13 protein-coding genes are annotated in these 16,613 nt (G+C 72.2%); 5 read left to right on the plus strand and 8 right to left on the minus strand.

Annotation, left to right across the window (positions count from 1 at the left end):
• Window positions 1–21 precede the first annotated feature (21 nt).
• The 6 genes from ACIQRL_RS02220 to ACIQRL_RS02245 all read right to left on the minus strand — a co-directional run bounded on the left by ACIQRL_RS02220 (window position 22) and on the right by ACIQRL_RS02245 (window position 8,162).
• Window positions 22–1,137, minus strand: a complete 1,116-nt coding sequence (locus ACIQRL_RS02220) for a glycoside hydrolase family 19 protein (RefSeq protein ID WP_401325843.1) — start codon at window positions 1,135–1,137, stop codon at window positions 22–24.
• A gap of 237 nt (window positions 1,138–1,374) precedes the next feature.
• Complete coding sequence (locus ACIQRL_RS02225; protein ID WP_401325846.1) at window positions 1,375–4,515, minus strand: efflux RND transporter permease subunit; 3,141 nt, start codon at window positions 4,513–4,515, stop codon at window positions 1,375–1,377.
• Between the two features lie 156 nt (window positions 4,516–4,671).
• Entirely contained in the window at window positions 4,672–5,355 is a 684-nt protein-coding gene (locus tag ACIQRL_RS02230; protein ID WP_401325849.1) for a response regulator, read from the minus strand.
• A complete protein-coding gene (locus ACIQRL_RS02235) occupies window positions 5,352–6,590 on the minus strand; it encodes a sensor histidine kinase (protein ID WP_401325852.1) in 1,239 nt (412 codons plus the stop codon). Before ACIQRL_RS02235 ends, ACIQRL_RS02230 begins: the two co-directional genes overlap by 4 nt.
• A gap of 464 nt (window positions 6,591–7,054) precedes the next feature.
• Window positions 7,055–7,333 (minus strand): hypothetical protein, encoded by a 279-nt coding sequence (locus tag ACIQRL_RS02240; RefSeq protein WP_401325855.1) that lies wholly within the window; start codon window positions 7,331–7,333, stop codon window positions 7,055–7,057.
• A gap of 31 nt (window positions 7,334–7,364) precedes the next feature.
• Window positions 7,365–8,162, minus strand: a complete 798-nt coding sequence (locus tag ACIQRL_RS02245; RefSeq protein ID WP_401328016.1) for a PspA/IM30 family protein — start codon at window positions 8,160–8,162, stop codon at window positions 7,365–7,367.
• Window positions 8,163–8,408: 246 nt separating this feature from the next.
• Here ACIQRL_RS02245 and ACIQRL_RS02250 point away from each other — a divergent pair, with 246 nt between their 5' ends.
• Window positions 8,409–9,035 (plus strand): DUF3043 domain-containing protein, encoded by a 627-nt coding sequence (locus tag ACIQRL_RS02250; RefSeq protein WP_401325857.1) that lies wholly within the window; start codon window positions 8,409–8,411, stop codon window positions 9,033–9,035.
• 83 nt (window positions 9,036–9,118) lie between these two features.
• Window positions 9,119–9,820 carry a class I SAM-dependent methyltransferase gene (locus ACIQRL_RS02255; protein ID WP_401325859.1) on the plus strand — a complete coding sequence of 234 codons (702 nt, stop codon included), beginning with the start codon at window positions 9,119–9,121 and terminating at the stop codon, window positions 9,818–9,820.
• A 283-nt stretch (window positions 9,821–10,103) separates the two neighbouring features.
• On the opposite strand, the gene ACIQRL_RS02260 is transcribed toward ACIQRL_RS02255, so the two are convergent.
• On the minus strand, window positions 10,104–10,316 hold the full coding sequence (locus ACIQRL_RS02260; RefSeq protein WP_261706966.1) for a hypothetical protein: 213 nt from the start codon (window positions 10,314–10,316) through the stop codon (window positions 10,104–10,106).
• A 113-nt stretch (window positions 10,317–10,429) separates the two neighbouring features.
• Here ACIQRL_RS02260 and ACIQRL_RS02265 point away from each other — a divergent pair, with 113 nt between their 5' ends.
• Window positions 10,430–11,629 carry a bifunctional adenosylcobinamide kinase/adenosylcobinamide-phosphate guanylyltransferase gene (locus ACIQRL_RS02265; protein WP_401325862.1) on the plus strand — a complete coding sequence of 400 codons (1,200 nt, stop codon included), beginning with the start codon at window positions 10,430–10,432 and terminating at the stop codon, window positions 11,627–11,629.
• A 116-nt stretch (window positions 11,630–11,745) separates the two neighbouring features.
• Here the strand turns inward: ACIQRL_RS02265 and ACIQRL_RS02270 are convergent, their stop codons facing one another.
• Window positions 11,746–12,813 carry a class I SAM-dependent methyltransferase gene (locus ACIQRL_RS02270; RefSeq protein ID WP_401325864.1) on the minus strand — a complete coding sequence of 356 codons (1,068 nt, stop codon included), beginning with the start codon at window positions 12,811–12,813 and terminating at the stop codon, window positions 11,746–11,748.
• Window positions 12,814–12,935: 122 nt separating this feature from the next.
• Here ACIQRL_RS02270 and cobT point away from each other — a divergent pair, with 122 nt between their 5' ends.
• Window positions 12,936–14,156 carry a nicotinate-nucleotide--dimethylbenzimidazole phosphoribosyltransferase gene (gene cobT, locus ACIQRL_RS02275; protein ID WP_401325866.1) on the plus strand — a complete coding sequence of 407 codons (1,221 nt, stop codon included), beginning with the start codon at window positions 12,936–12,938 and terminating at the stop codon, window positions 14,154–14,156.
• A 659-nt stretch (window positions 14,157–14,815) separates the two neighbouring features.
• Window positions 14,816–16,612 carry a phosphatidylglycerol lysyltransferase domain-containing protein gene (locus ACIQRL_RS02280; RefSeq protein ID WP_401325869.1) on the plus strand — a complete coding sequence of 599 codons (1,797 nt, stop codon included), beginning with the start codon at window positions 14,816–14,818 and terminating at the stop codon, window positions 16,610–16,612.
• The last annotated feature ends 1 nt before the right edge of the window (window position 16,613 follow it).

The following is a 16,613-nucleotide window of genomic DNA, read 5'->3' on the forward strand; positions in this document are numbered from 1 at the left end:
CTTGCCGTTGTCGTAGGGCGGTCAGCAGTAGAGGTTGGCTCCCGGCGTGACGCCGAGGATCGACGTGAAGCGCTGGTAGGCGTCCACGCGGCTCTGCACCTGCGCGGGGTTCCTGCCGTCGCACTCCAGCGAGCCGTTGATGCTGCGGATGGTCTGGCCGAAGCCCGCGCTGTTGACCATCGCGTTGTGCGGGGTCATGGTGCCGGGGCCCGACTGGGTGTTCCAGTACCAGAGGCCGGTCTTCCAGGCCACCGCCGAGTCGTTCTGGACGAGCCAGGGATTGCCCAGCAGGTCGATGCCGAGCGCGTCACCCGCGGCCTTGTAGTTGAAGTTCCAGCTGAGCTGGATCGGGCCGCGCCCGTAGTACGCCGCCTGTCCGGCCGGGCAGCCGTAGGACTGGCTCCAGTCGCAGTAGGTGGGGTAGTTGGCGGTGTTCTGCTCCACCACGTAGACGAGTCCGCCGGTCTCGTGGTTGACGTTCGCGAGGAACGCGGCGGCCTCCTGCTTCCTGACCGTGTCGCTGCCGGTCGTGGTGAAGGCGGGGTAGGCGCCGAGCGCGGCGGTCAGGCCGCTGTACGTGTAGAAGGAGTTCCGGTTCGGGAACATCTGGTTGAACTGGGCCTCGGAGACGACGAATCCGCTCGGGGTGCCGCCACCGCCGGTGGCCGGAGCCGTCCACTTCTGGTTCGCGCCGCCGGTGCACGTCCAGATCTGCAGCCGGGTGGAGTTGGCCGAGTTGTTCCCGGTGACGTCGGCGCACTTGTCGGCCTGGGGGTTCACGATGTCCCGGGCGGCGGTGACGACCCACTGCTGGTTGGGGCCGCCGGTGCAGTCCCACAGCTGGAGCTGGGCGCCGGAGGCGGTCGAGTTGCCGGTGACGTCCAGACACTTGCCGAGCGCCCGGATCGTGCCGTCCGCGCCGACGTTCCACTGCTGTGCGGGGGTGCCGTTGCAGTCGTAGAGCTGTACGGCCGTGCCATTGGCGGTGCCCGCGCCGGCCACGTCGACGCACTTGCCCGCGAGGCCGCTGATCTGCCCCGTGGCGGCGGCCGCCGGCGAGGCCGGGAGCACGCTGAGCAGCCCGAGGACAAGGGTGCCGACCGCGGCGACCGCCGCACGTCGCCATCGAATTTGCATGCCCATGTCATACCTTTCGCCGATGTGTGCTCCGGACGTTCCGGTGGGGGGGCCGAAAGAGAGGTGTTCATCAGTCGTTTTAAGGCGCAAGCAAAGCGGCGTCAAGGCTTTGGTATGGACCAATTCCGGAAGGCTGCGAAGTGGCCGGAATCCCAGTGACCCGGGTGCGGCCGAAAAGAAGCGGGCCCCCGCCCCGGCGCGTGAACACCGGGGTGGGGGCCCTTTCCTGGAACCGGATCAGACTCCGGCCGGCTCCGGGGACTTGTCCTCGTCGCCCACGGCGCTCTCGCCGGACTCGGCGTCCTTCGCCGCCGACTCCCGCTTCGCCGCCCGCTTCTTCGCCCGGCGCTCCTTGCGCAGTTCGAGCATCGCGTAGAGCGTCGGAACGAGCAGCAGCGTCAGCAGCGTCGACGTGATGAGACCGCCGATCACCACCACCGCGAGCGGCTGCGCGATGAAGCCGCCCTCGCCGGTCACGCCCAGCGCCATCGGCAGCAGCGCGAAGATCGTCGCCAGCGCCGTCATCAGGATCGGGCGGAGCCGGTGCCGGCCGCCCTCGATGACGGCCTCGACCACGCCGTAACCCTGGGCGCGGTACTGGTTGACGAGGTCGATCAGCACGATCGCGTTCGTCACCACGATGCCGATGAGCATCAGCATGCCGATCATCGCGGGGACACCCATCGGGGTGCCCGTGACGACGAGCAGGCCGATCGCGCCGGTCGCCGCGAACGGGATCGACACGAGCAGGATCAGCGGCTGGACCAGCGAGCGGAAGGTCGCCACCAGCAGCATGAAGACGATCGCGATCGCCGCGAGCATCGCCAGGCCCAGGTTCTTGAACGCGTCGCTCTGGTCCGACGAGACACCGCCGATCGCCGCCGTGGCGCCGGTGGGCAGCTTCAGCGTCTTGAGCTTCGCCGTGAGATCCGCGCTGACCGCGCCGGTGTTGTCACCGGTCGGCTTGGCCGTGATCGTGGCGGCCCGCTGGCCGTCGATCCGGGTCATCGAGACCGGCCCGTCGACCAGCTTCACGTCGGCGATGTCACCGAGCTTCACCGCGCCGAGCCGCAGCCCGCGCAGCTCCTGGAGCGTGCCGACCGGCTCGGCCGTCTTGATGACGACGTCCCGCTCGGTGTTGTCCAGGATCGCCTTGCCGCTGGTCGTGCCGCGGACCGCCTGGGTGACGGCCGCGCCGAGTGTGGCCTCGTTGAAACCGGCCGCCGCCGCCTTGGAGTTGGCCGTGACCGAGATGCGCGGCACGCTCTGGGAGAGGTCGCTGGTGACGTCGGTGACGCCGTCGAGCTTCGCGACCTCGTCGCGGACCTGGCCGGCCGCCTTGCGCAGCACGTCCCCGTCCGCCGCCTTCACGACGACCTTGAGGTCCTGGCTGCCGAACCCGTTGCCGGCCGAGACCGTGAGGGTGCCGGCGCCGGAGAGCCCGCCGAGCCCCTTCTCGATACGGGCCTGGACGTCCTTGGAGGACGCGGAGTCCTGCAGCATGACCTGGTACGACGCCTGGTTGGTGTCCGTACCGCCGCCGAAGGCCGCCAGGAAGCCGGACGAACCGATGGTGACCTGGTAGTCCTTGACGCCCTTGACGCCGGCGAGGACCTTCTCGACCTTCCGCGCCTGCGCGTCGGTCGCGGCCAGGCTGGTGCCCGGCTTCAACGCCTGCTTGACGGTGAGGACTTCCTGATCGCCCTGGTCGAAGAAGTTCGTCTTCAACAGGGGCGCCATGCCGAACGTGCCGACGAGGATCGCGGCCGCGATCAGCACGCTGGTCAGCCGGCGACGGGTCGCGAAGCGCAGGACGGGGACGTAGAAGCGCTGGAGACGGCTGCGCTCCTCCTTCTCCTCGGCCAGGCGCCGGGCCTCCTCGGCGTCCGCCGGGGTGCCCTTGGGGGCGCGCAGGAACCAGTACGAGAGCACCGGGACGACCGTCAGCGAGACGAGCAGGGAGGCGAGGAGCGCCGCCGTGACCGTCAGGCTGAAGGAGCCGAACAGTTCGCCGACCATGCCGCCGGTCAGACCGATCGGCAGGAAGACGGCGACCGTGGTGAGCGTCGAGGAGGTGACCGCGCCGGCCACCTCGCGGACCGCGGTGAGGATCGCCTCCTGGCGCTCCTCGCCGTATCCGAGGTGCCGCTTGATGTTCTCCAGGACGACGATCGAGTCGTCGACGACCCGGCCGATCGCGATGGTGAGCGCGCCCAGCGTCAGCATGTTGAGCGACAGGTCACGGGTCCACAGCACGACCAGGGCCAGCACCACGGACAGCGGGATGGACACCGCGGTGACCAGCGTCGAGCGGATCGACGCGAGGAAGAGCAGGATGACCAGGACCGCGAAGAGCAGGCCCAGGGCGCCCTCGGTGGTCAGCCCGTGGATGGACTTGGAGACCGCCGGGCCCTGGTCGCTGACGACGGTGATCGCCGACCCCGCGCCCAGGTCGGCCCGCAGGCCGGGCAGCTTCTTCTTGACCGCGTCGGAGATGGCGACCGCGCTGCCGTCGTGGGACATGGTGACGGTCACGGCGAGGCTCGGGCGGCCGTCGGTGCGCGTGATGGAGTCGGCCTTGGCCTCCTCCTGCCTGACGGTGGCGACACTGCCGAGGCGCACGGGCTTCTTGCCGGGCAGCCCCGTGACCATCAGGTCCTGGATCTGCTGCAGCGAGGTGAAGCCGCCGCCGACCCGCACGGTGCGGTTGCTGCCGGCCTCGTCGAAGGAGCCGGCCGGGACGGTCGCCCCGCCCGCCTGGAGGGCCTGGCCGAGGGCCGCCGGGTTGAGACCGGCCTTCGCCATCTTCTTGTCGTCGGGCGTGACGGTGACCTGGAGGTCCCGCACACCGGCGACATCGACCCGGCCGACGCCGTCGATGCCCTCGAGGGTGGGGACGACCGTGCGGTCGAGCCGGTCGGCCAGGGCCTGCTGGTCCTGGCCGGAGGTGACGGCCAGGACGACGGTCGGGATGTCGTCCGTCGAACCGGCGATGACCTGCGGGTCGACACCGTCCGGGAGCTGGGCGCGGGCCCGGTTGACGGCCTGCTGGACGTCGGCGACGAGCTGCTTGGTGTCGTTGCCGTAGTCGAAGGACGCCATGATCACGGCGTTGCCCTCGCTGGCGGTGGAGGTGACACCGGTGACGCCGTCGACGGCCTTGAGGCTGTTCTCGACGGGCTCGACGACCTGCTTCTCGACCACATCCGGAGACGCACCCTGGTACGGCGCGAGCACGGACACCACGGGCAGTTCGATGGTGGGCAGCAGCTGCTGCTTGAGCTGGGGGATCGCTATCGCCCCGAAGACGAGCGCGATGATCGACATCAGCCCTATGAGGGCCCGCTGCGCGAGGCTGAATCTGGACAGCCAGGACATGGGTGGTGGGTCTCTCTTCCGTGGTTCGAGCGGAATACGGGGGACGGGGGAACTCCCCATGTCACACCCTGGGCCATGAGCGGGCGGTGATCCGTAGCCCCTGGGTCCATTTCCTTACCCGGAACCTACTCCAGGCGCAGTACGAGCAGGTAACGCTCAGTCCACCCTCGGGCGTACCAGGCCGGACTCATAGGCGATGACGACCAGTTGTGCCCGGTCACGGGCGCCGAGCTTGGCCATGGCCCGGTTGACGTGCGTCTTCACCGTGAGCGGACTCACTTCGAGGCGCTCGGCGATCTCGTCGTTGGAGTGGCCCGCGGCGACCTGGACGAGCACCTCGCGCTCGCGCCCGGTGAGCGCGTCGAGCCGCTCGGAGCGGGCGGCGGCGCGCCCGTCGTCCGCGCCGTCGCCCTGCGCGAGGAACCTGGCGATCAGGCCCTTGGTCGCCGCCGGGGACAGCAGCGCCTCGCCGCCCGCGGCGATCCGGATGGCGTTCAGCAGTTCCTCGGGTTCGGCGCCCTTGCCGAGGAACCCGGACGCGCCGGCCCGCAGCGACTGCACGACGTACTCGTCGACCTCGAAGGTCGTCAGCATCACGACTCGTACGTGCGCGAGGCCCGGGTCGGCGGTGATCAGCCGGGTGGCGGTGAGACCGTCGGTCCCGGGCATCCGGATGTCCATCAGCACCACGTCGGCCCGCTCGTCCCGGGTCACCGCCACGGCCTGGGCGCCGTCGGCCGCCTCTCCCACGACCTCCATGTCCGGCTCCGAGTCGACCAGCACGCGAAACGCGCTGCGCAGCAACGCCTGGTCGTCGGCGAGCACGACACGGATCGTCATACGGGGTCCCCCAGGGCAGGCGCGTGGTTCTTGACCGGAAGGATCGCATGGACGCGGAAGCCGCCTCCGTAACGGGGACCGGCCGTGCAGTTCCCGCCGATCGCGGTGACACGCTCCCGCATGCCGAGCAGTCCGTGGCCGCCGCCGTCCCGCGGGGCGGTGTCCTGTCCGGGGTCGTCGTCGCGTCCGGGGCCGTTGTCGAGGACGGTCACCTCCACCACGGGTCCGACCCGGACCACACTCACCTCGGCCTTCGCCGCCGGTCCCGCGTGCTTCTGCACATTGGTCAGGGCTTCCTGGATCACCCGGTACGCGGCGAGGTCGGCGGCCGCGGGCAGAGCGGTGCCGTGGTCGGAACGGGCCACCTCCACGGGGAGCCCCGCGTTGCGGAAGGTGTCGGCGAGCTCGTCGAGCCGGGCCAGTCCGGGAGCGGGCTCGGTCGGGGCCTCGGGGTCGCCGGACTGGCGCAGCAGGCCCACGGTGGCGCGCAGTTCGTTCAGCGCGGACCGGCTGGCCTCCCGTACGTGGGCGAGGGCCTCCTTGGCCTGGTCGGGGCGCTTGTCCATCACATGGGCGGCCACTCCGGCCTGCACGTTGACGAGCGCGATGTGGTGGGCGACGACGTCGTGCAGATCGCGGGCGATCCGCAGCCGCTCCTCGGCGACGCGGCGACGCGCCTCCTCCTCGCGGGTGCGCTCGGCTCGCTCGGCCCGTTCCTTGATCGCGTACACGAAGGCGCGGCGGCTGCGGACGGCGTCACCCGCAGCGGCGGCCATGCCGGTCCAGGCGAAGACGCCGAGGTTCTCCTGCGCGTACCAGGGCAGCGGTCCTGCGAGCATCGCGACGGCCGTCAGGACGGTCATGGTCGCCAGGCCGACCCGCCAGGTGGTGGGGCGGTCGGTGGCCGAGGCCACGGTGTAGAGGGCGACGACGGCGGACATCGCGACCGGGGCGCGGGGGTCCGCGGTCACCAGCTCCACCAGGGAGACGGCGACCGTCGCCGCGAGGACCTTCATCGGGGAGCGGCGGCGGAAGACCAGGGCCGCGGAGCCGAGGACCATGAGGGCGAGGCTGAGGGCGTCCGGGGTCCGGACGCCCCAGGTCGTACCGTCGGGACCGTGCGCATCGACGAAGGAGCCGGCCACCATGCTGACGAGGACGCCCGCGGCGAGCGCGGCGTCCAGGGCGAGGGGGTGGGCCCGCAGCCAGTCCCTCATGCGCTCCAGGGTGCTCACCCGGTCCACGGTACGGGGCCCTGCCGGGCTTGAGACCGGCCGGTACGACGCCGTTCCCCACCCGGGAAGCCGACCGCGCGGCTCCCCGGGTGGGGAACGGACGTGCGGAGCCACCGACCCAGGGACGGGCCGATCGAGCTCGCCGGGCCCGGCACTGCCGTGCAGGCTCACCGGACCCGGCACTGCCGGTGCGGAGTCACCAGACCCCGGACGGGCGATGCGGAGTCACCGGGCCCCGGGGCGGGCCGATCGGGATCACCGGGCCGGGGGCGGACGATGGAGGCTCGCCGGACCCGGGGCGGACGAGCAGGGGCACCGGGCCCGGGGCCGGGCGGATCGGGGTTGCGGGGTCCGGGGGCTGGGTGTGCTTGCCCGGCGGGCGGTGGTTGTCTCGGCTTCGGGGCGGGTGTGCCGCGGGCCGCTCTCCCGCAGGGTCGGGAAGCGGGGTCGGCGTACCGCAGGAGTCAGCCGGGGATCAGGCCGTCGTCGCTGAGCATCTCGCGGACCTCTTCGAGGGTGGCGTCCGGAGACGGGAGGATCAGCTCCGACGGCTCCAGCGAGTCGTCGGGGAGCCGGGTCCCCGCGCCGCGCACCGCGTCCAGGAGTGCTCCGAGAGTACGGCGGAAGCCGGACTCGTCGCCCCTCTCCATTTCGGTGAGCAGTTCGTTGTCCAGCTTGTTCAGGGTGGTGAGGTGGCCGTCGTCCAGCCTCACCTGCCCCTCCCCCATGATCCGTACGATCATGTCGCCCTCCTCAGGCATGGGCCCGCTCAGGTCACTGCTTGTCGAAGCGCGGAGTGTCCTGCGGCTGCGTCGACGACTGGGCCTGACCCGTGCCGCCCTCGAGCGCCTGCTGCTGCGACGAGGAGCCACCGGCCAGCTCCGCCTTCATGCGCTGCAGCTCCAGCTCCACATCCGTACCACCGGAGATCCGGTCCAGCTCGCTCTGGATGTCGTCCTTGGCGAGCCCGGACTGGTCGTCGAGCGCTCCGGAGGCGAGCAGCTCGTCGATCGCGCCGGCCCGCGCCTGGAGCTGCGCGGTCTTGTCCTCGGCACGCTGGATGGCAAGCCCCACATCGCCCATCTCCTCGGAGATGCCCGAGAAGGCCTCGCCGATCCGGGTCTGAGCCTGGGCCGCCGTGTACGTCGCCTTGATCGTCTCCTTCTTCGTACGGAAGGCGTCGACCTTGGCCTGAAGACGCTGGGCCGCGAGGGTGAGCTTCTCCTCCTCGCCCTGCAGGGTCTGGTGCTGCGTCTCCAGGTCGGTGACCTGCTGCTGGAGCGCGGCGCGGCGGGACAGCGCCTCACGGGCGAGATCCTCGCGGCCGAGCGCGAGGGCCTTGCGGCCCTGGTCCTCCAGCTTGGTGGACTGGTTCTGGAGCTGGTTCAGCTGCAGTTCGAGGCGCTTGCGGCTGGTCGCCACGTCGGCGACACCGCGCCGGACCTTCTGGAGCAGCTCCAGCTGCTTCTGGTATGAGTAATCGAGGGTTTCGCGCGGGTCCTCGGCCCGGTCAAGGGCCTTGTTCGCCTTCGCGCGGAAGATCATCCCCATACGCTTCATGACACCGCTCATGGGCTTCGCGCGCCCCCTTCTGACGGACTCCAGCTCCAGGTACTGCAACAGGACCCACAGTACGGGCCCTGCATCCATTACCGCACTGTTCGGGGACGGATGCGCTCATCCCCAAGGACGACTGCGGCCGCCACCGCTCCGGCGTAAGGAGTAGGTGGTACCCGGGGTCCGCCCGGGGACGACATCCCCTCTGTCCCACTACAGACGCACGGTGTTGCCGGATCGTTCCCCACTCGATCGACGTCCATGCCCGCCGACCCCGTACCCTTGGGTTTTGTGTTCCGAAGCCGTGCGAAGGAAGAGAAGGCCCCCGCCGACAAGGCGCCGGTGACCGACTCCAAGATGACCCGTGACCCTCAGGCCCCCAAGGGCCGCCCCACGCCCAAGCGCAGTGAGGCCCAGACCCAGCGCCGCAGCGTCGCCCAGACGCCGTCGACGCGCAAGGAGGCGGCCAAGCGGCAGCGTGACGATCGCCGTGTCCAGATGGAGAGGCAGCGCCAGGCGCTGGCCAGCGGCGACGAGCGCTATCTGCCCGCGCGCGACAAGGGCAAGGTGCGCCGGTTCGCGCGCGACTTCGTGGACTCGCGGTTCTGCATCGCCGAGTTCTTCCTGCCGATGGCCGTGATCATCCTCGTCCTCAGCGTGGTGCCGATCCCCGCGCTGAAGAACGTCGCGCTGCTGCTCTGGCTCGTCATCATCGTGATGATCGTGGTCGACTCGATCGGCATCACGATCCGCCTGAGGAAGCAGCTCACCGCGCGCTTCCCGGACCAGCCCAAGAAGGGCGCGGTTCCCTACGCGCTGATGCGTACTCTCCAGATGCGTCGACTCCGGCTTCCGAAGCCGCAGGTCAAGCGCGGAGAGAAGCCCTGAGCACTACGTCGTTCTCCGGGGGCGCGGCGGATGCCTGGCTGAGCAAGCTGGGCGGGCTGCGGAATGTCGTACGGCAGGAGCTGGTGGCCCGGCAGCTCGATGAGCAGATAACCGGGCGGTATCCGGTGGGGCAGCGCCTACGGGTGCTCGACGTCGGGACGGGCCAGGGCACACAGGCCCTGCGGCTCGCTCGGGCCGGTCACCAGGTGACCGGGCTCGAGCAGGACACCACGATGCTGGCCATGGCCCGTCAGGCGCTGGCCGCCGAACCCGAGGGCATCCGGAGCCGGGTGCGCCTCATCGAGGGCGACGGGCGCGAGACCGGTGTGCACTTCCTGCCGGGCAGTTTCGACGTGGTGCTGTGCCATGGCGTGCTCATGTACGTCGAGGAGCCGGACGCGCTGCTTGCGGGGCTGGCGCGGATGCTGGCCCCGGGCGGGCTGCTCTCGCTGCTGGTGCGCAACGCGGACGCGCTGGCCATGCGGCCCGGAATCGGCGGGGACTGGGCGACGACGCTGGCCTCGTTCGACACGACCGCGTACACGAACCGGCTCGGTCTCGGCGTCCGCGCGGACCGGCTCGCCACGCTGACCGGCACGCTCGCCGGGATCGGGGCTCCGCTGCACGCCTGGTACGGGGTGCGCGTCTTCACGGACACGGCGGCCGACGGCGCGCCGGTTCCGCCGGACGCGGAGACGCTGCTGGCCGCGGAGGAGCGGGCCGGGCGGACGGATCCGTACCGCCAGGTGGCGGCGTTGCTGCACCTGTGCGGCGTACGGGGCTGAACCCGCGGGGCGGGGCTGCTCCCCTCGGGCGGGGCCGAGACAACTCGCCCGGACGGGGCCATCCCCCTCCGGGCGGGGCTATTCCCGCCCGGGGCACTGGGACGAGCCCTTCGGCACGGGGCCGGCCCCTTCCGGGCGGGGCTGACCCTCTCCGGGCGCTCCGAGACAACACCTTCGGAACGGGGCTATCCACCTCCGCTCGGGTGGATCCGGACGGCCGGCTCCTTCCGGTGGAGCCTCGGTGGCGGGTTGCCGGGGTGTGGCCCCGGCAACCCCTACCGGCCTACTCCGGTTCGGCGTGCAGGCTCATCGGACCGTAGATCTGTGTGCTGTCCTCGAAGAGGAACACCTGGTCCGCGCCGCCCGCCAGAAGGTCCTTCCACACCTCGCCGATCCAGGACTCGGCGTCGCCCTGAGTGGTGAACTCCTCGGGCTGGACCGCGGGTTGGACCTCTGTCCCGTCGGACTTCTCGAACCGCCACGTCCATGCCGCCATGTACGCCTCCAAGGTGTGAGCACACTGCACAGCGGAAGCCGGACAAGATCCGTCTTCCGTCAGAAGCCTAGCCGGACGCGCAAGACCTGCGGGGACACGGAAAAATCGGCGGCGTGGAACTGACTCTGCTCGGCACCGGAGCCCCCGCGGGCCTGCCCCGCCCCGACTGTCCCTGCGCCTCCTGCGCGACCGCGCTCGGCGAGAGGGCGCGGGCGGCGACCGCGCTGCTCGTGGACGGCACACTGCTGCTCGACCTCACCCCCGGCGCCGCGTTCGCGGCCGCCCGCGCCGGACACTCGCTGGGCGGCGTACGGCAGGTACTGCTCTCGCATCCGCACGACGGGCCCGCCGTGGAGGTGCCGGCCGGGCTGCCGCAGCCCGGCCGGGTGCCCGACGGACGGGAGTTGGCGCTGCTGACGGGACACCGGGTGCGGGCGGTGCCGATGGACGCTCCCGGCACGGGGTACGCGGTGACCGGCCCGGACGGGCAGCGGCTGCTGTACCTTCCTCCGGGCGCCGCGCCGGCCGGTCTGGACGAGAAGGGGGACGCCTACCACATGGTCCTCCTCGACGTGGTGGGACGTCCGGACGCCCTGGCGAAGCTGCGCGCGGTCGGCGCGGTCGACCCGACGACGGACGTGATCGCGGTGCACCTCGACCACGACGTGCCCCCGGGGCCCGAACTGCGGCGGCGGCTCGCCGCGGCGGGCGCCCGGGCCGTGCCCGACGGGACGACGCTCGACGTGGGGGTCTACGAGGACGTACCCGATGTGCCGCGCAGGACGCTGGTGCTCGGCGGGGCGCGTTCCGGCAAGTCGGTCGAGGCGGAACGACGGATGGAGGCCTTCCCGGACGTCCTGTACGTCGCCACGGGAGGTACGCGCGGCGGCGACTCCGAATGGGCGCAGCGGGTCAGCGTCCACCGTGAGCGGCGGCCCGGCTCCTGGCGGACCGTCGAGACCTGCGACCTGGCCCCCCTGCTCGCCGGGGACGGGCCGCCCCTGCTCGTCGACTGTCTGTCGCTGTGGCTGACGGACGCCATGGACTCGGTGAACGCCTGGGACGACGCCGAGTGGTCCGGCGGCGGCGAACGCGCCCTGCGCGCCCGCGTGGAGGAGCTCGTCGGCGCGGTCCGGAACACCCGCCGCGCGGTCGTCGCCGTGTCCAACGAGGTCGGCTCGGGCATCGTCCCCGCCACGGCCTCCGGACGCCGCTACCGCGACGAACTCGGGCGGCTGAACGCGGCGTTCGCCGGGGAGTGCGAGCACGTGCTGCTGGTGGTGGCGGGACAGGCCCTGAAACTGCGGGGCTGACCCCGGCCCGCTTCCCGTCCGTCCCGCACTCGCCCATCCCACGCGCCACCGTCCGTCCCGCGCTCGCTCCCGCCCGCCCCCGGCTCACTGCGGGCGGCGGGCGGCCGACGGCGGGCTCAGGGCTCCCTGCGGGCCACGACGCGGTACGCGTTCGAGAAGCGGGTGCGGCGGAGCAGGGGGGCCATCAGGCGGTCCAGCGCGGCGGTCGAGGCGAGAAGCGGGGCGGACGCCCGGGTCAGCGCCAGGCGCGCGGTGCGCTGGAAAGGGGTCGGGGGTGCCGGACGCCAGGGGGCGTCGAGGCCGGGGAGGGCGCGCCCGAGCGCCAGGGCGAGGGCGCCCGACAGGTCGTGGGGAACGTGCGGCTCCCGGCGGTCCGTCGCGACGACCACGCAGCCGAGGGACTCCAGCTCGCCGAGCAGATTGGGCAGCGGCATCAGATGCAGATGGCGCGGCTGGCCGTACGCCACCCACCACTTGCCGAGCAGCAGGCCGAACGCGCAGTCGGGGTCGGGCACTTCGACGAGGAGATGTCCGCCGGGGCGCAACAGCTCGAGCGCGGCGCGCAGTTCCTCACGCGGGTCGGGTGTGTGCTCCAGATGGTGGAACATGCTCACGACGTCGTAGCGGGCCCGCAGCCGCTCGGCGATCCGCGGGTCGGTGAGCCGCCCGACGTGCGCCTCCTCCACCCGTCCCGCCGCCCGTGCCCGCTCGACGCGCCGCGTCGGGTCGAGCCCGTCGAAGGACGTGTACGGGTGGACCTCCTTGGCCGCCTCCGGGAAGTACCCGAGCCCGGTGCCGATGTCGAGCCAGCTCTCCGGCTCCGGGAAGGACAGCATGGCGCGGGCCGCCGCGCGGTGGCGTCCGGCTCCGCCGCGGGCGCCGAGCAGCCGTTCGGCGAGGCTGTCGCGGGCGTCCTCGCGGAGGTCCCGGTGGTAGAAGGCCAGCCCCTCCGGGGTGAGCCGGGGATTCTGGAAGGCGTGGGCGCAGTCCCCGCATTCGTCGACGACGAAGGTCCCCGGCTTGCGCTGCCGCAGATCCGGCGTGCGCAGCCGGGTGCGCAGGCGCTTCGAGCCGCACCAGGGGCAGTCGGCGCGGCGCGGTTCGTGGAACCGCGCGGTGCCCTGGGCGAGTTCGGCCGCGTAGGCGGCCCGGCGTTCGGAGATCGGCTGCGGGGTGTTGGGCATGGGCGCTCCTGTCGGGGACGAGCCATACGACAATCCGACACAAACGGTACGTATCCCCGGGGGATCCGGAGTGCAACGACGTGGCGCGGACGCGTTCGATCGCTGCCGGTACTGTTCGGCGAATGAGCTCGCTTAATCTCGACGACTTCACCGATCTGATCGAGCGTCCCGACGGAGGCGTACGCCGTGACGCCGAGGCGTACCGGGAGCGCCGGACCGTGCCGCCCGGGGCGCTGGGCCGCCTCGACGACCTGGGTGAGTGGCTGGCGGCGGCGCAGTCCGCGGTGCCGGTGCGGCCGATCGAGCGCCCGCGTGCCGTGCTGTTCGCGGGCGACCACGGGATCGCCGCCCTCGGCGTGTCGGCGCGCCCCGCGGGCAGTGCCGGCCGGCTGGTGCGGGCGGTCCTGGAGGGCGCGAGCCCCGCGTCGGTGCTGGCCCGCAGGCTCGGCGTGCCGGTGCGCGTGATCGACATGGCGCTGGAGGCCGATCCCGAGGGGCTGCCCGACGAGGTCGTACGGCACCGGATCCGGCGCGGTTCGGGCCGGATCGACGTCGAGGACGCGATGACCCTGGAGGAGGCGGAGGCCGCGTTCCGGGCCGGGGTCGCCATCGCGGACGAGGAGGCGGACTCCGGTACGGATCTGGTGGTGCTCGGCGACATCAGCGTGGGCGGGACCACGGCGGCGGCCGTCCTGGTCGCGGCGCTGTGCGGGACCGACGCGTCCGTCGTGACCGGGCGGGGCGGGCAGGCCATCGACGACCTCGCGTGGATGCGCAAGTGCGCGGCCGTGCGCGACTCGCTGCGGCGGGCCCGGCCCGTGCTCGGGGACCAGTTGCAGTTGCTCGCGACGGTGGGCGGGGCCGACCTGGCGGCGATGACCGGGTTCCTGCTCCAGAGCGCGGCACGGAAGATGCCGGTGATCCTCGACGGGGTCGTCTCGGCCGCGTGCGCGCTGGTCGGACAGCGGGTCGCCTTCCGCGCGCCGGACTGGTGGCTGGCGGGGCAGCGCAGCGGGGAACCGGCCCAGGCGAAGGCGCTGGACCGGATGGCCCTCGAACCGCTGCTCGACCACGGGGTGACGGTGGGCGAGGGTGCGGGCGCCCTGCTCGCCCTGCCCCTGGTCCAGGCCGCGGCGAGCCTCGCCGCGGACCTGCCGGAGGCCCCCGCCCCGGAGGCGGAGTCGGCACCGGAAGCGGAGCCGAAGCCGGACTCCGAGCCGGACGCCACATCCGGCGCCACATCCGGCGCCGCATCCGGCGCCACATCCGGCGCCACATCCGGCTCTGAATCCGACACCGAGCCAGAGACCGACACCGAGGCCGACTCCCAGCCCAAGGCCTGACGGAGGATCCAGCCCAAGGCCTGACGCCGGGTCCGGCCCGCCCCGGCGTTCAGGCCGCGCCCAGGCCCGACCCCGACTCCACGGGCCCCGGCCGGGACGAGTGGCCGGCCCGTTCCTGGGCAGCGCCCGAGCCCGACACCGACCGTCCGGTCCGGGCGAGGGCGATTCGCTGGACGAGCCGGGCTGCCTCGCGCCCGAAGGGGCACCCCGTACGGCACAGGCCCTCCGGACCCCGACCGGGAAACCCACCGACTCCGGGGCCCGCCACCCCGACCCCGACGACGCACCCCCGGTGACGACCCAAGCAGTCCGAACGCCGACCGCAAGATTCACCGACCAGGGTCGCACCCGCCCCGACCCCGACCCCGACGACGCACCCCGCACGCCCCAGGCCCTCCGGACCCCTTCCGGGAGATTCACCGACCGGGGCGACCGCGGCTGGGTGACTCGGCCCGAGGGGGCGTCCAGGGCCGGCGGTCGTTCTCCCCACCCCGGCCGGGGCCGGTGGCCGAGTGGGGCGGGGCCGGGCGGGTGGGTGTCATCGGATCCGGTACCCCTGCCGGGGCGGGCCGGCAGGGCGAGGACCCGCCGCCCGGCGGGGCACCACCCGTACCGCCAGTCCCCCGCACGGGCCACCCCGCCCCATATCATCGCGCTTTATGGGAGATGCCCGAATTGCCGCTGACCAGGAACGGGCGTCGGCCCGCCGGAGTGACGGGGACCGGCGGTCCACGGCTTCCTCCCGGCGGTCCGCCGCCTTCGCCGTGTGGTACCTGCGCGCGGTCACGTTCATCAACTTTCTGAGCGCCGCCTGGGTGTCGCTCGGACAGGACGTCCGACGGCACAACACCGAGAACTACTTCACGCCCTATCTGCTGACCGCGGGCTTCGCCTCCGGTGTGTTCACGATGTTCCTGGCCATCACGATGCGGCGGCGCAAGCGGGCCGCGTGGATCCTCAACTCCGTGCTCAGCGGGCTGTTCCTGCTGCTCTTCGGCGTCGCGATGGCGTTCCCCGAGATCCGCCAGTACGCCCAGAACTGGGTCTCGCTCGCGCTGACCGCGGCCTTCGTGGGCTCCCTGGTCCTGGGCCGCCGGGAGTTCTACGCCAAGGGCGACCGGTCGAACCCGAAGCTCGCCGCGGCCGTCGCGGTCGGCGGGCTGCTGGTCACCTCGCTGCTCGCCGCGCTGCTGGTCACGGTCACCAACAACGCGCACGACGCGCACCGTTCGACCTTCCTGGACCGCTGGCGCTACGGCACCCTGCGGCTCGTCTCGGTCGCCGCCGACGACTCCCACTACCCGGGGATCGCGACGCCGAACTGGGTCAACGTCACCATCAACGTGCTCAGCACCCTTCTGGTGCTCGCCGTCCTCTACGCCGCCTTCCGCTCCCGGCGCGCCGTCGACCCGCTCACCGAGGACGACGAGAAGCGGCTGCGCGCGCTGCTCGACCGCAACGGCGACCGGGACTCGCTGGGCTACTTCTCGTTGCGCCGGGAGAAGAGCGTGGTCTGGTCACCCACCGGCAAGGCGGCGGTGGCGTACCGCGTGGTGGGCGGGGTCTCCCTGGCGAGCGGCGACCCCATCGGCGACCCCGAGGCCTGGCCCGGCGCCATCGAGCCCTGGCTCGCCGAGGCCCGGGAGCACGGCTGGATCCCGGCGGTGATGGGCGCGAGCGAGGAGGCGGGCACCATCTACTCCCGTCATGGACTCGACGCCCTGGAGCTGGGCGACGAAGCCCTCGTCGAGACCGCCGAGTTCACCCTGGAGGGACGGGCCATGCGGACCGTCCGGCAGGCCTACAACCGGGTCAGGCGGGCCGGGTACCGGGTACGCATCCGACGGCACGAGGACATCCCGGCCGCCGAGATGGCGTATCTGCTGGAGCGCGCGGACGACTGGCGCGACGGCGCGACCGAGCGCGGCTTCAGCATGGCGCTCGGCCGGCTCGGCGACCCGGAGGACGGGCAGTGCGTGATGCTCGAATGCACGGACGCCGAGGGCGAGTTGAGGGCGGTGCTGTCCTTCGTGCCGTGGGGCCCCGGCGGGCTCTCGCTCGACCTGATGCGGCGCGACCGCGACGCGGAGAACGGGCTCATGGAGTTCATGGTGATCGAACTCCTGCGGCGCGCCGGGGAGATCGGGATCACTCAGGTCTCGCTCAACTTCGCCATGTTCCGTTCGGTCTTCGAACGTGGGGCGCGTCTCGGCGCGGGCCCGGTGCTGCGACTGTGGCGCTCGCTGCTCAGCTTCTTCTCGCGCTGGTGGCAGATCGAGTCGCTGTACCGGGCCAACGCCAAGTACCGGCCCATCTGGGAGCCGCGGTTCCTGCTCTTCGAGAAGAGCGCGGACCTGCTGCGCATCGGTGTCGCGTCCGCGCGCGCCGAGGGGTTCCTGGAGGCGCCGGGGCTGCCGAAGTGGCTGCACCGCAAGCACCTGGAGTCGCACAGATGAG

The organism is Streptomyces sp. NPDC091209, from assembly GCF_044757755.1.
Classification (GTDB): Bacteria; Actinomycetota; Actinomycetes; order Streptomycetales; family Streptomycetaceae; genus Streptomyces.